The sequence below is a fragment of the Streptomyces sp. NPDC045022 genome (assembly GCF_056432605.1).
On the sequence record NZ_JBWKIR010000006.1, the window covers coordinates 116,739 to 130,753 of the forward strand.

Below are 14,015 nucleotides of genomic sequence, written 5' to 3' on the forward strand. Positions count from 1 at the left end.
TCCCTCCCGGGGACCCTGTTCGCCAACCGCACAGCGCGTACCGTCACCGGGGCCGCGGGGGCGATGCCGACGACCCTTCGGCGCGGCGCAGGTCCTCCCACGCCCGGTGGCGCAGGTCCGCGCCCCGCAGCACGTCCACGGCCGTGCAGGCCAGCGCTTCCACGACGGCCAGGAGGACACGGCGGCCACGCTCCGAGGCCGCCGCCTCGGCGAACTCCGGTGTGTGATCGGATCCGTCCGCACCCATGATTGCGACAAAAGGGTGGATGGCGGGCACCCGGCCGCTGACGTTGCCGATGTCGGACGAGCCCAGATAGACGCCCGGAGCGGGCGGGGTGAGCGTGATGCCGGCCCGGTCCAGATGCCCGGCGAACCGCTCGGAGAGCACCTCGCTGTCGCGGAAGTGCTCGTACCGCACGCTCGCGCGGTCCATCGTGACGGTCGTGCCGGTCGCCCGGGCGACGCCCTCGGCGGCCGTGCGCAGCTGAGCGGCGAGGTCGTCCAGGGCGCCGGTGGTGAGCGCCCGCAGTCCGAAGCGGCCCTCGGCGTACTCGGGCACGATGTTCGTGGCCGTGCCGCCGTGGCTGATGATGCCCTGGACGTGGGACCCCTGCGGCAGCCGCCGGCCGAGTGCCGACAGCACGTTGAACAGCTCGATCAGCGCCGCGAGCGCGTCGACGCCCTCGGTCGGATTGCCCGTCGGATGTGCGGCCCGGCCCCGGAATCCGACCCGGTACTGCTCCTGCGCGGTCAGCGGCGCCCGTACCCAGTCGTACACCCCGGGGTGGAACATCAGGGCGGCGTCCACGTCGTCGAAGACCCCGGCCTCCACCTCCAGAGCCTTGCCGCCGCCGCCCTCCTCGGCGGGCGTCCCCACCGCCAGCACCGTTCCCTCGCTTCCGTCCAGCACGGCCTTCGTGACCAGGGCGGCCCCCAGCCCCGCCGCCGCGATCAGGTTGTGCCCGCAGGCGTGCCCCAGGCCGGGCAGGGCGTCGTACTCCAGGGGAAAAGCGACGACGGGCCGCCCCCGGCCCGCGCGGGCCGTGAACGCCGTGGGCAGGCCGGCCGTCTCCCGCCGCACCTCGAAACCCGCGCGCTCCAGCTCGCCGGAGAGCAGCGCCGCCGCCCGGTGTTCGGTGAACGCGGTCTCCGGGTCTGCGTGCAGGGCACAGGCCACGGCCCACAACGCGTCGGCGCGCCGCGCGACCTCCTTTCGGACAAGGCGGTGCTGCGACACGAGGCCTCCTGCGGCTCGGCGGGTTCCTTCCGTGCCGGACCGGGTTCCACCCGGACGGGCTCCCGACACCGGCTCGCGTGTTTGGAGTGCGCGGCAGGTGCAACACGGTCGGTGCGGCACCGACCGGCTCAGGAGGACAGCAATGGACCACTCACGCGTACCCGTCCTGGAGGCCCTGCAGGAGTTCCGGCGACGAGGTGACGTGGCGTACGGGCCGCCCGGGCACAAACAAGGCCGCGGTACCGACCCCCGGGTCGCCGAGATCCTCGGCCTGGACGTGTTCCGCTCGGATGTGCTCACCCTGAACGGGCTGGACGACCGCCGTCAGTCGCAGGGGGTGCTGGAGCAGGCGCAGGAGCTGATGGCGGACGCCGTCGGCGCCGAGCACGCGTTCTTCTCGACCTGCGGCAGCTCCCTCTCGGTGAAGACCGCGATGTGCTCGGTCGCCGGCCCGGGGGAGAAGCTGCTGCTCTCCCGCAACGCGCACAAGTCGGTCATCGCGGCCGTCATCATCAACGGCGTGGAGCCGATCTGGGTGCACCCCAAGTTCGACGCCGAACGGCACATGGCCCATCCGCCCGAGCCCGACGACGTGCGCGACCGGCTGCGGGAGCACCGGGACGCCAAGGGCATGCTGCTCATCACGCCCACCGACTGGGGCACCTGCGCCGACATCCGCGCGGTGGCCGACGCCTGCCACTCCTTCGACGTGCCGCTCATCGTGGACGAGGCGTGGGGCGCCCATCTGCCCTTCCATCCGGGGCTGCCCGCCTGGGGCATGGACGCGGACGCCGACCTGGTCGTCACCAGCGTCCACAAGATGGGCGGCGCCGTCGAACAGAGTTCGGTCTTCCACCTCCAGCACGACCGGGTCTCACCCGACGTGCTCAAGCAGCGCGAGGACCTGCTCGGCACCACCAGCGCCTCCAGCCTCGTGTACGCGTCCCTGGACGGCTGGCGGCGGCAGATGGTGGAGCAGGGGCACGCGCTCCTGGACGCGGCCCTGCACCGGGCCGAACGCGTCCGGGCCCAGCTGCGGGAGCTGCCGGGGCTGCGGGTGATGGGCGGGGAGATCATCGAGGAGGGGCTGGCCGCCGAGTTCGACCCGCTGAAGATCGTCGTCGACGTACGCGGTCTCGGCGTCAGCGGCATGCAGGCGGCCGAGTGGCTGCGGGCCAACTGCCACATCGACGTGGGCGGCTCCGACACCTGCCGGATCAGCGCCTCCATCACCCACTCCGACGACGACGAGACCGAGAAGCTCCTCGTGGAGTCCGTGCGCTCGCTCGTGGAACGCGCCGACTCCATCGAACGGCAGTCCGCCGTCCGGTTGCCCGAGCCCCGCGCGCTCGAACTGGAGCAGGCGGTCCTGCCCCGCGACGCCTTCTTCGGGCCCGCCGAACAGGTGCCCGCCGAACGGGCCGCCGGGCGGATCGCCGCCGAGATGATCTGCCCCTATCCGCCGGGCGCGCCGGTCGTGGCGCCGGGCGAGGTGATCACGGCGGAGATCATCGACTACCTGCGCAGCGGTGTCGAGCACGGCTTCCTGATCGCCGGCGCCGCGGACCCGTCCCTGAAGACCGTGCGGGTCGTGGCCCGTCCATGATCGTCCTGTCCCGAACTGCGCGGATGGGGGCCGGCGCTTAGGGTGGCGTGTGCGGGCGGCCCGGTGCCTGCCCGCCCCGGGTCAAGAAGCCGGCCCCTCTGGCGAAGTCACCCTCGGCAGGGGGCCCTTGGCCCTGTCCGGTGGTCTCCGGGTCCGGATCAGTGTGTCCGGCGGGCCTGCTGTCCCGGCAACGCGCTATGAGACGGCCCGACTTCACCCCGACCGGGAAATCCCCGTGATTCCCGGTTTCGGACGCCCCGGCCCGGGGACCTCCGTACGAGGGCCGCGTCGACCCCTTTCAGCGTATTTCTCCCTGATGTGATGTGTTCAAGCCGTCGGCTGCATGCCCCGGGCGAGGCCGCCGCGCGTCGGATCCCGCATCCGGCCCGGGCCGGGCCCGCCCGCCCCGATGACCAGCGAAGGAAGGGTATTGATGAGCGAGACCAACCCTCTCAGGCGAGCGGCGGACAAGGTGGCGGACGCCCTCAAGGGTGAGCACACCGGACCGGAGGACGGCATCCCCGGAAAGCCGGGCCCCGCGTCGCCGTCGGTCGCCGAGCCGACCGAGGCCCGGGAGCCGCTGCCCCCGAAGCCCGACCAGAGCGGCCCCGACACCGTCTCGCCCACCGGGCAGCCCACCGGCGCCGACCAGGCACGGATGGCGCAGAGCGGCAGTTATCTCACCAACGCCCAGGGCACCCGGCTCCACGACACCGACCACTCGCTCAAGGCGGGTCCCCGCGGCCCGGTGCTCCTGCAGGACCACCATCTGCGGGAAAAGGTCATGCACTTCGACCACGAACGCATTCCCGAGCGCGTGGTCCACGCCCGCGGCGCCGGAGCGCACGGTGTGTTCCGCAGCTACGGCACGGCGGCCGGCGTGACGAAGGCGGCCTTCCTCGCCGAGGACGTCGAGACACCCGTCTTCGTGCGCTTCTCCACCGTGCTGGGCTCCCGCGGCTCCTCCGACACCGTCCGCGACACCCGGGGCTTCGCGACGAAGTTCTACACCAGCGAGGGCGTCTTCGACCTGGTCGGCAACAACATCCCGGTGTTCTTCATCCAGGACGCGATCAAGTTCCCGGACGTCATCCACGCCGGCAAACCGCACCCGGACCGGGAGATCCCGCAGGCCCAGAGCGCTCACGACACCTTCTGGGACTTCGTCACCCTGCACACCGAGGCCACCCACCACACCCTCTGGAACATGTCCGACCGGGGCATCCCGCGCTCGTACCGCACGATGGAGGGCTTCGGCGTCCACACCTTCCGCCTGGTCAACGCCGCCGGCGAGACGACCCTGGTGAAGTTCCACTGGAAGCCGAAGCTGGGCGTGCACTCGCTGGTGTGGGAGGAGGCGCAGATCGCCAACGGCGTCGACCCGGACTTCCACCGCCGGGACCTCGCCGACGCCATCGAGGCGGGCGCCTACCCGGAGTGGGAGTTCGGCATCCAGACCTTCCCCGACACCCCCGACCAGACCTTCGAGGGCATCGACCTGCTGGACCCGACGAACATCGTCCCCGAGGAACTCGCGCCCGTGCAGCCCATCGGGCTGCTCACCCTGAACCGCAACCCGTCGAACTTCTTCGCCGAGACCGAACAGGTCGCCTTCCACGTCGGCCATCTCGTCCCCGGCATCGACATCACCGACGACCCGCTGCTGGCCGGCCGGCTCTTCTCCTACCTGGACACGCAGATCACCCGCCTGGGCGGCCCCAACTTCCCGCAGCTGCCCATCAACCGGCCGCAGGCCCCGGTCAACGACATGCTGCGCGACGGCATGCACCAGACGGCGGTGCACCGGGGCGTGGCCCCCTACCGCCCCAACTCCCTCGACGGTGGCTGCCCGTTCACGGCCGGCGCGGATGTGGGGGCGTACATCGAGACCCCCGTCCGGGTCCCGGAGGCGACCAAGGTCCGCGAGGCGCCGGAGTCCTTCGACGACCACTTCAGCCAGCCGCGCCGCTTCTGGCTCAGCATGAGCCCGGTGGAACGCGAGCACATCATCGGCGCCTACACCTTCGAACTCGCCAAGTGCTACGAACAGGCCATCCGGGAACGGGCGTTGCAGGTGCTGGCCAACGTCGACCCCGAGCTGTGCGCGGGCGTCGCGGCCGGCCTCGGCCTGCCCGCCCCCGAACCCACCGTGCCCCTGGCCGACGTCGAGCCGAGCCCCGCTCTCTCCCAGGTCGGCCACACCTGGCCCACCGACGGCCGGATCATCGGCATCGTCACCGGCCCCGACGGCGACCTCGACGGCGTACGGGCCGTGCGCCAGGAGGTGCTGGACAGCGGCATGGTCCCGCTCATCGTCGCACCGGCCGGCGGCACCCTCGGCGCCGGCCCGGACGCCCTGACCGTCCAGCGGACCTACGCCACCGCACGCTCCGTCGAGTTCGACGCCCTGCTGGTGGCCGGCACGCCCGGGGTCGGCGCCGACGCCTACGGCGCCCGCGACGCCAAGGCCGGCCTGCCCGCGACCCAGCAGGCCACCCCCGACCCCCGGGTCGGACTGCTGCTGGCGGAGGCGTTCCGGCACGGCAAGGCCATCGGCGCGGCCAAGGGCGGCGAGGCCACGCTGGAGGCGGCCGGCATCCCGCTCGACGCCCCGGGTGTGGTCGCGGGCGACGGCGCCACGGGCGTACTGCAGGAACTCACCCAACTGCTCGGCGCCCACCGGGTCTGGGAACGCTTCCCGTCCGCCGCCTGACCGACACGGCGGGGGCAACCACTGCTCCAGCCAGTGACAAGAGCCGTGCGCCGGCTGCTCTCGGAGAGGAGCCGGCCCACGGCTGTTCAGGACGTGGTGGTGCGGCAGAGCAACAGGCAGATGTCGTCGTCGTGTTCGGAGTCGTGCAGCATCGGCTTCAGCAATGAGTCGGCCGCCGTGTCCAGGCCCTCCAGATCCGCCCCGCCCAGCGCCCCGATGGCCTCCGCGAGCCGGTCGATGCCCGCGTCGATCCCGGCCGACCGCCGCTCCACCAGACCGTCGGTGTAGAGCGCGAGTGTGGAGCCCACCGGCAGTTCGACGGTGTGCTCCTCGTACTCGTAGGGCACCGGCACGCCCAGCATGATCCCCGGTTTGGCCTCCAGCACCCGTACCTCTCCCCCCGGCCCCCGGGTGAGGGCGGGCGGATGCCCGGCGGCGGCCAGGACCACACCGGGCGCACCGGGCGTGAACCGGGCGATCGCGCAGGTCGCGTACAACTCGGGTTGCTGGTGCCGCAGCATTCGGTGCAGCAGGGTCAGGATCCGGGCGGGTCCGTTGCCCTCGACGGCGTACGCGCGCAGGGCGGTGCGCAGCTGCCCCATGATCACCGCGGCCCGCAGTCCGTGCCCGGTGACGTCCCCTATCACCGCCAGCACACTGCCGTCCGGCTGTGGGAAGGCGTCGTACCAGTCGCCACCGATGTTCAGGCCATGCGTGGCCGGCAGATAGCGGGCGGCCAGCGCGAGGCCCGGGGTGGCGGGCAGGTCGGTGAGCTGGGCCCGTTGCAGGGCCTCGGCGACGTTCCGGTGCTGCTCGTACCGGCGGGCGTTGTCGAGCGCGATGCCCGCCCGCCGGGCCACCTCCAGCAGCATCACGGTGGTGTCCGGATCGAAGCGGTCTCCGGGCGCGGCCAGCGTCAGCACACCCTGCACGGTGCGGGCGCCGAGCGGCAGGCACAGCAGCGGCCGGTCCGGGGACAGCGCGGAGGCCGGCAGGTCGTCCACCCCCGGAAGTTCACCGGGGTGCGGGCCGGCGTGCTGGGGGCGGCCGGTGCGTGCCGCCGTCACCGTGGCCGCCGCCCGACCGCCCGGCGGTGTCCGTTCGTCGTCCACCAGCCAGATGTCCACGTGCCGGGCGTACTCCGGGACCAGCAGCTCGGGCAGCCGGCGCAGGATGTCCTCGTGGTCGAGGGAGGCGTTGAGGGCGGCGCTGGCATTGGCCAGGAAGGTCAGCAGCCGCCGGGCGTTCTCGGCCTCCGCGCGCGCGGCCCGCTCGGCGTCGAGGAGTTCGCGCTGTGCCACCGCGGCGGCCTCCAGCTCGCCGTGCAGCGCCAGCACGCCCTGGTTGGTCTGGTGCAGCTCCTCCCGGTGGAAGCGGACCAGTTCCTCCGTCTCTTCCAGGCTCGCCAGGACGGCGGCCGCGTCCTCGTCGGCGGCCAGCAGCGCCTCGGCCAGCCGGGCGTCGTCCAGGCCGGCAGGATCGGGCAGCGGGCCGGACACGGGGGAGGGGCAGACCAGCGTGTGCCGCCACGGCTCGGGCCCGGCCAGGCGGATGTCCAGTTCCCCGTCCGGGTGGGCGGTCAGGGTCAGTGCCGTGCTGCCCGCCGTGTCCAGGCCGCGGCGCAACCGGGCGCCGAGCGCGGTCAGGAAGCGGGCACGGTCGAGCGCGGGCACGCCGGCGTCCGCCGCGAGCCGCGCCAGCAGGGCACGGGCGCGGACCGCGTCGGCGGCGGAGGCGATGGTCCAGGTGTCAGAGGCGGCTGTCATGGGCGCTGGTCCGGCGGTCGGGGGCCAGTACGGCCACGCTGGTGTCGTCGCGTACGGGGCGGGCGGGGCTGCCGGCGTCACGCAGGATCGTCGCGGCCACCACCGACGGATCGTGGCCGAGCAGCTGGGGGTCCTCCGGCGGGGTCCAGCGGCTGGGCAGTCCGTCACTGTGCAGGACGAGCAGACTGTCCCGGCGCCACGGCATCCTGCGCAGGGGGACGTGCGCCGGGAAGTACGCCCCGACGATCCCCGGGTGGGAGACGAGGGACGTCCAGGTGCCCCCGGTGCACAACCGGGCGCCGACGTTGCCGACCCCGGCGAAGCTGAGTTCCGCCCGGCCCGTGTCCAGCTGGGCCACGGAGACCGCCGCGCCCCGGGTGGGCCGCAGCGCCGTGTGCAGCCGGCGCAGGATCTCCGGGGGCGGCAGATGCGCGGCGCGGCGCAGCTCCGCCAGCGCGGCGCCGGCCGCGTGCGCGGCCTTGGGGCCGTGCCCGAGGCCGTCGGCGAGCAGCAGCGTCAGCAGCCCGCCGGAGCGCACCCAGCTCCAGGCGTCCCCGCACTGCTCGGCCTGCGCGAGGGCGACGGTGATCCCGCCCGCGGGCACGTCGCCCGCCGGTGTCCCGCGCCCGCCGGGCTCCGGGTCGATCCGGGCCGTCGCCACCGTCCCCCGGCCCGGCCCGCTGTACAGACGGAAGGCGTTCGCGCTCCGCAGGCAACTGCCCAGGCCCGCGCCGAGGGAGACGTCCGCGGTGGTGTAGCCGTCCCGCAGCGCGGCGGCCACATCGGCGATGCCCGGCCCGTGATCGAGCGAGAAGAGCTGCACGGACGTACCCGCGCCACCCGCCGGCGGCACGACCAGGTTCACCACCATGAGGCCCCCGCCCGCGTACTTGAGCAGGTTGGTGGCCAGCTCGGTGGCGACCAGCTCCGCCACCGCCGTACGCGGCGCCACCAGTCCCGCGTGAGCGCACGCCTCCCGCGCGGCCATCCGGGCGTCCCGGACCCGCGTGGAATCGTGCACCGGGACCTCCCACACCCGGCTCATCCGGCCCCCGTACGCGAGGAGGGCACCTGCGCCACCCAGGCGACGGCCGTGACGGTCGTACCCCGGCCCGGCTCGGTGTCCACGCTGAACTCGTACACCAGCCGCTTCGCGCCGCTCAGCCCCAGCCCGAGGCCGCCCCCGGTGGTGTAGCCGTCCGTCATGGCCAGCTCCAGGTCGCGGATGCCCGGACCGCTGTCGATGAAGCACATCCGCAGGCCCCGGGTACGGCCGTTGTCCAGCGGAGTGATCTCCGCCCGCCCGCCGCCGCCGTACACCAGGGTGTTGCGGGCCAGCTCGCTCGCCGCCGTGACCAGCTTCGTCTGCTGGACCAGGCCGAAACCGAGCTGCGCCGCGCACTGCCGCACCTGCTGCCGGACCCAGGCCAGATCCGCGTCCGAGCCGATGGGCAGGCTGGTCGCGGAAGCCTGGCCGGTCGTCTGCATCATGTCCCCCTCTGGGACAGCAGTTCCATGGCACGGTCGACGTCCAGGGCGGTGACCAGCCCGGGCAGGGTCAGCCCCAGCTCGACCAGGGTGATCGCCACGGCGGGCCGCATCCCGGCCAGCACGGTACGCGCCGCCAGCAGCCGGGCCGTGGAGGCGATCTCGGCGAGCACCCGGCCGAGGAACGAGTCCACGATGTCCACCCCGGAGATGTCGATCACCACACCGGTCACCCTGTCGGAGGCGATGCGGCTGGTGATGTCGTTCTGGAGCTGCTCGGCCATGCCGTCGTGCAGCTCGCCCTGCAGCGAGACGAGAAGGACGTCGCCCAGGGCGAGCACCGGGATCTGGGTCGGCTGACCGGGAGTGGGCTGGTTCACCGGGCGCTCGCACCCGTGTCCGCGCGGGAGACCTCGATGCCCTGCCGGCTCAGCGCGTAGGCCAGCGCGTCGGCCAGCGAGGCACGCGTGAGCACCGAGCCCAGATCGATGCCGAGCTGCACGATCGTCTGAGCGATGGCCGGGCGGATGCCGGAGACGATGCACTCGGCGCCCATCAGCCGCGCGGCCGCCACCGTCTTCATCAGATGCTGCGCGACGAGCGAGTCGACCGTGGGCACACCGGTGATGTCCAGAATGGCGTACCGGGCTCGCTGGTCGACGATGGCCTCCAGCAGCGACTCCATGACGCCCTGGCTGCGCGCGCTGTCCAGGGTCCCTATCAACGGTACGGCGACCGTGCCCTCCCACAGCTTGATGACCGGGGTGGCCACTTCGAGCAGCTGCTGCCGCTGCCGCTCGATCAGGTCAGAGGTCGCGTCCAGCGCCGTCTCCATCACCACCAGGCGCAGCGTGCCCATCAGCAGGGTCAGCACCAGCACACTCTCCTGGGCCTGCGGGGCAGCGGGATCGGCGAACTCCTCGCGCAGCAACTCGACCACGGGGGTGCGCAGTTGGGCCACCTCGTCGGCGATCTGGGCCGGCGTGGAGCCGTTGCGCGCCCGGGTCTGGGTCATCCGCCCCAACTGGTCGCGCACCGGCCCGAAACCGGACGCCCTGGTGTCCTCCAGCCGTCCGCTCACCGCCACTTCGGACAGCGCGTCCACCACGGCCTTGCTCGCCTCGACCGACTCGTCGCGGGAGACGGTGAAGACCGAACGGAACAGCTGGGCGTCGGCCCAGCGCTGGGCGATCTGTTCGCGGCGCCCCTCCAGGAAGGAACTCACCACCTGCGGCGCCGATTCGGCCCCGTCCTGCTCCGGCACTCTCATCTCTCCTCTCGTACAGCCAGGCGCCGCCGGTCGGCCGGCTCCGAGCCGATCATTGCCGTCCGGCAACAGTAGCCGCCGGGTTCCGGCCCGGCCAAACCCCGCGGCGGGCTCCCCGGCCGTCAACCGTGGGAACACCAGGTCACTCCCGGCCGGCGGGCCCGGCTCCGAGGCCGGGCACTCACGGCCGGACGGTACGGGCGTGGCCGAGGGGCCCGACGCGGACGTCCGGACCGGCGCCCCGCTGCGATGCGGCGCCACCTAGTACCCTGACGACCTCAGTGCCTGCGAAAGGGGGACCGTGGCCGCCTTCCGCACCCGTCCACCGTCCGACGAGGCCGCCAGGGTGACCGCCACCGCCGCGGAACTGCTGGAACTGCTGTCGGGACGCGTCCCCACGGCACCCGCGTCCACCTCACAGGTACGCGTGCTCCTCGTCCTGGAACAGCACGACGGCATCAATCTGCGCACGCTCGCCAACAGCCTGGGCGCGGCACCACCGTCCGCGAGCCGGCTGTGCGACCGGCTGGAGACCACCGGGTTTCTCGAACGCGAGCCCGGCGCCGCCGATCGGCGCGAGGTACGGCTGCGCCTCAGCGGCAGCGGCCGCTCCTTCCTCGCCGACCTGCGCTCCCGCAGGGAGGGTGAGGTGCGGGCGGTCCTGGCCGCCATGCCGTCGGCGAAAAGGGAGGCGCTGCTGGAGGGACTGGAGGCGTTCTGTTCCGCCGCGGCCCTCAGGATCCTGGGCCAGGAGACCTCTTGAGCCACGGCCCGCGCCACCTTGACCTCATGCGGCCACCGGCGTAGGGCGTGCGTGGCCGGCTGCCGGTGCGAGGGAAGAGCCCCCGGCTGCCGCTGCGAGTGAAGGGCGCCCGCCCGCGGGTACCCGCGAAGGGCGCCTGCCCACCGGTACGGGCGGAGGGCAGGCGCCCGCCGGTACCAGGGGTGGGCGCTCGGCCGCCGGCGCGGAGGATCGGCGGTGGACGGGTCGGCGTCCGTCCGCCGGCACGCCCCGGTCTCTTTCCCACGCACGTCGAAACGGCTCCTTCGTTGCGTCAAGCGGTGTCGGCCCGGCGGCTTCCGCCGCCGGGCCGGTGTCGGGGAGCCGTCTACCCCGGATCACGCCGGACTCTCCTGGCTGTTGCCGACGTCACCCGGGAGTGCGACCGATCAGAACACGTCGCTGCCGCCGGGGCCGCCGACCTCGCCGCGCCACGCCCCGGTCTCCTGGCCGCCGCGCTCCTCGATGAACTTCTTGAACCGGTGCAGATCCCCCGAGACGCGCCGCTTGACCAGGCCCAGCTTGTCGCCGACCGTCTCGGTCACGCCCTCGGGCTCGAAGTCGAGCTGGAGCATCACCTTGGTGGTGGCGTCGTCGATGCGGTGAAAGGTGACCACACCGGCCTGCCGCGCCGACCCGTCCACCGTGGTCCACGCGACCCGCTCGTCGGGCCGCTGCTCGGTGATCGCGGCGTCGAACTCCCGCCGCACTCCGCCGATGTTGGTCACCCAGTGCGTGAGGGTGTCGGTCCGCTGCTCGATGCGCTCGACGCCTTCCATGAACGCCGGGAAGGTCTCGAACTGGGTCCACTGGTTGTAGGCGGTGTGCACCGGCACCTCGACCCGCACGGATTCCTCGACCTGAGACATGAGTGATCCCTCTCGTTCGTCGACTGCGTGAGAGGACCGGGTTCCTGTCTGAGCGCGGGATATGCCTGGGCCGGGCGAGGAAACGAGCCCCTCCACGGAAACGGCTCGCCGAACAGCGTGGACCCGGCCGGTTCCTGACGCTTCCCCAGCGCAGAACGCACACCATCCCGTCCCGGTCGGCGGCGGACCCGCGCCGACGTGTCCCCGGGTCCGTCCGGCCCGGCTCAGTCCCGCGCCTCGGCCGGGGCCTCGGAACGGGCCGGCTCCGGCGCCGGGGAGGACGACCGGCGCGGCCGCAGCAGCAGCCGTCGCGCCGGGCACTCCACCGCCTCGTACAACACCCACGACAGCGCGAGCGACACGACGAACACGGCCGTCGTGACGGCCAGCCCCGCCAGGACGCCGAAGTGCGGCTTCGTACCCAGCAGAAGGGTCGCGGCGCGCAGCACCAGCAAGTGGATCATGTAGAAGGCGAACGACAGCTCCCCCAGCCGCACGAGCCGTCGGTGCCGCCACAGCGAGGGCAGCCCGTGCAGGTCCGCGACGGCCGCCGCCGGAATGAGCAGCGTGAACCCGATGAGGGTGCAGAGGGTGGCGGTGTAGCCGGGCGTGACCTGCGGGACGAAGAAGTAGCCGATGAGCGCCAGGGCGAGCGAGGCCTCGAGACCGGGCCCGCGCCACCGGCCGAGCAGCAGCAATCGCGCGGTGACCGCGCCGAGCACGAACTCGGGCAGCCGGGCGGCCGGCAACGAGTACAGCGTGTAGGTCCACCAGTGGTGGGCGTCCGTCCAGGCCAGCACCAGGACCGCCGCCGCCGACAGCCCGCCCAGCGCGGTCGACCCGCGCGGGCCGAGCCGGCGCAGCAGCAGGATCAGCAGCGGGAAGGCCGCGTAGAAGAACGCCTCACAGGTTAGGGACCAGCTGACCGGGTTGAGCGTCTGCCACCACGGGTGCCACCAGGAGTGCAGCAGCAGCCCGTTGGCCGCCGCCTGCTTCAGCGTCGGCCGCGGCTGGTGCACCGGCGTGTACGCCATGAGCAGGGCCACGGCCAGGGTGGCCAGGTGCACCGGGTAGACACGCGCGACGCGCCGACGCCAGAAGGCGACCGCGCGGTCGCCGGGCCGCGCCGACCAGGTCAGCACGAATCCGGACAGCACGAAGAAGAACGACACTCCGGTGGCACCGGCACCGAATCCCCAGGACACCACGCGGCCGCCGGTGCCTCCGAAGTAGCCGAAGTTGTTCACGTGCAGTCCGAACACCAGCAGTGCCGCCATCCACCGCAGCCCGGTGAGGGACGGCAAGGAGGGCATGGCGGCGGATGGGGAGAACCCGGCGGTCCGCTCGCCGGCTCTCGTGGGCGGCGTCCGGAGCGCCCGGGGCGTCGCCGTGGTCATCCGATCACCTGCCGCAGGGGGTTCGGTTCACGTGGGGCATGAGGGGGAACGTTGCCCGTTCACGCCGGTCCCTCACGTCGCCTGGCAAACATCACACTCCTGCCGAACGACCCAGTCCCCCGTATGCCACGGACGGCCGGATCCGGTGCACCCGTAAGAGCGACCGCCTCCACGGCGTGGATCAGCCCGCCCCCGCCCCGCCCGTGACGAGGGCGGCCTCGCACTGCACGCCGCCGGTCAGGCCGCGGCCCCACGCCGGCCGAGGGCCTCGGCGAGCTGCTCCCGGGTCATCTTCGACCGGCCCGGAACGCCCGCCGCGCTCACCCGCTCGTAAAACTCCGCCTTCGACAGCGACGCCAGGTCGTCGGTCGCCTTTCCGCGGGCCGTCTCCTTCCCGTGGGTGGCCGCCTTCCGCCGGTGGCCGCCTTTTCGCTGCCGGTCTGCTTCCTGCCGGCGGTCTCCTTCCGGCCGCCGCGCGCCGTCCACCGGCGGCACGCGGCCCGCGCCCGGCGCCGCCGCCCGCACGGCCCCGGGACCGGCTCTCCTCGACGCTCCGGCTGAGCGCCTCCATGAGGTCGATGACGTTGGTCGCCTCCGGGGCTCCGCTTCGCCGACGACCTCCTCGCCCTGTTCCACGACCACGTACTCGCCGTCACCCAGTTCGTACCCCTTGACGATCCGGCCGGTGTCGACGTCCTTGCCCGTGCGTTCGTTGACCCGCTTGTTGCGGACGCGGTCCGAGGTGCCGGGCTGGAGCTGGTGGAAGTGCACGGTGTGGTCCGCGGTCGCGGTGTACAGGCCCACGGGCAGCGTGACCAACCCGAAGGTCAGGACGCCGGTCCAGATGGGTCGCGCCATGGCTCCTCGCTTTCCGTGGAGGTGCCTGCTCGG

The 14,015-nt window shown here is 73.0% G+C and carries 12 protein-coding genes; 3 read left to right on the plus strand and 9 right to left on the minus strand.

Annotated features, from left to right (window positions below; genetic code table 11):
* Window positions 1-43: 43 nt before the first annotated feature.
* Window positions 44-1,237 carry an amidohydrolase gene (locus tag AC07C1_RS13475; protein ID WP_478938824.1) on the minus strand — a complete coding sequence of 398 codons (1,194 nt, stop codon included), beginning with the start codon at window positions 1,235-1,237 and terminating at the stop codon, window positions 44-46.
* A gap of 142 nt (window positions 1,238-1,379) precedes the next feature.
* Here AC07C1_RS13475 and AC07C1_RS13480 point away from each other — a divergent pair, with 142 nt between their 5' ends.
* Both AC07C1_RS13480 and AC07C1_RS13485 read left to right on the plus strand, forming a co-directional pair.
* A complete protein-coding gene (locus AC07C1_RS13480) occupies window positions 1,380-2,843 on the plus strand; it encodes an aminotransferase class I/II-fold pyridoxal phosphate-dependent enzyme (protein WP_478938825.1) in 1,464 nt (487 codons plus the stop codon).
* A gap of 433 nt (window positions 2,844-3,276) precedes the next feature.
* The gene (locus AC07C1_RS13485; RefSeq protein ID WP_478938826.1) at window positions 3,277-5,556 is read left to right on the plus strand and encodes a catalase; all 2,280 of its coding nucleotides are present in this window, start codon (window positions 3,277-3,279) and stop codon (window positions 5,554-5,556) included.
* A gap of 86 nt (window positions 5,557-5,642) precedes the next feature.
* On the opposite strand, the gene AC07C1_RS13490 is transcribed toward AC07C1_RS13485, so the two are convergent.
* From AC07C1_RS13490 to AC07C1_RS13510, 5 genes are read right to left on the minus strand one after another with little or no spacing between them, the layout of a single operon-like run.
* Complete coding sequence (locus tag AC07C1_RS13490; protein WP_478938827.1) at window positions 5,643-7,322, minus strand: PP2C family protein-serine/threonine phosphatase; 1,680 nt, start codon at window positions 7,320-7,322, stop codon at window positions 5,643-5,645.
* The gene (locus AC07C1_RS13495) at window positions 7,306-8,367 is read right to left on the minus strand and encodes an anti-sigma regulatory factor (protein ID WP_478938828.1); all 1,062 of its coding nucleotides are present in this window, start codon (window positions 8,365-8,367) and stop codon (window positions 7,306-7,308) included. Before AC07C1_RS13495 ends, AC07C1_RS13490 begins: the two co-directional genes overlap by 17 nt.
* Window positions 8,364-8,810, minus strand: coding sequence for an ATP-binding protein (locus AC07C1_RS13500; protein WP_478939023.1), 447 nt, complete (start codon window positions 8,808-8,810; stop codon window positions 8,364-8,366). The genes AC07C1_RS13495 and AC07C1_RS13500 overlap by 4 nt, the downstream gene beginning before the upstream one ends.
* Complete coding sequence (locus tag AC07C1_RS13505; RefSeq protein ID WP_478938829.1) at window positions 8,810-9,190, minus strand: STAS domain-containing protein; 381 nt, start codon at window positions 9,188-9,190, stop codon at window positions 8,810-8,812. The genes AC07C1_RS13500 and AC07C1_RS13505 overlap by 1 nt, the downstream gene beginning before the upstream one ends.
* Complete coding sequence (locus AC07C1_RS13510) at window positions 9,187-10,080, minus strand: STAS domain-containing protein (protein ID WP_478938830.1); 894 nt, start codon at window positions 10,078-10,080, stop codon at window positions 9,187-9,189. The genes AC07C1_RS13505 and AC07C1_RS13510 overlap by 4 nt, the downstream gene beginning before the upstream one ends.
* Window positions 10,081-10,378: 298 nt before the next feature.
* Between AC07C1_RS13510 and AC07C1_RS13515 the strand changes: the two genes are divergently transcribed.
* Window positions 10,379-10,840, plus strand: coding sequence for a MarR family winged helix-turn-helix transcriptional regulator (locus AC07C1_RS13515; RefSeq protein WP_478938831.1), 462 nt, complete (start codon window positions 10,379-10,381; stop codon window positions 10,838-10,840).
* Between the two features lie 407 nt (window positions 10,841-11,247).
* Here the strand turns inward: AC07C1_RS13515 and AC07C1_RS13520 are convergent, their stop codons facing one another.
* The 3 genes from AC07C1_RS13520 to AC07C1_RS13530 form a co-directional block, all read right to left on the minus strand.
* On the minus strand, window positions 11,248-11,727 hold the full coding sequence (locus tag AC07C1_RS13520) for an SRPBCC family protein (RefSeq protein ID WP_478938832.1): 480 nt from the start codon (window positions 11,725-11,727) through the stop codon (window positions 11,248-11,250).
* A gap of 224 nt (window positions 11,728-11,951) precedes the next feature.
* On the minus strand, window positions 11,952-13,124 hold the full coding sequence (locus AC07C1_RS13525) for an acyltransferase family protein (RefSeq protein ID WP_478938833.1): 1,173 nt from the start codon (window positions 13,122-13,124) through the stop codon (window positions 11,952-11,954).
* Window positions 13,125-13,361: 237 nt separating this feature from the next.
* Window positions 13,362-13,982 (minus strand): Ku protein, encoded by a 621-nt coding sequence (locus AC07C1_RS13530; RefSeq protein ID WP_478938834.1) that lies wholly within the window; start codon window positions 13,980-13,982, stop codon window positions 13,362-13,364.
* Window positions 13,983-14,015: the final 33 nt, after the last annotated feature.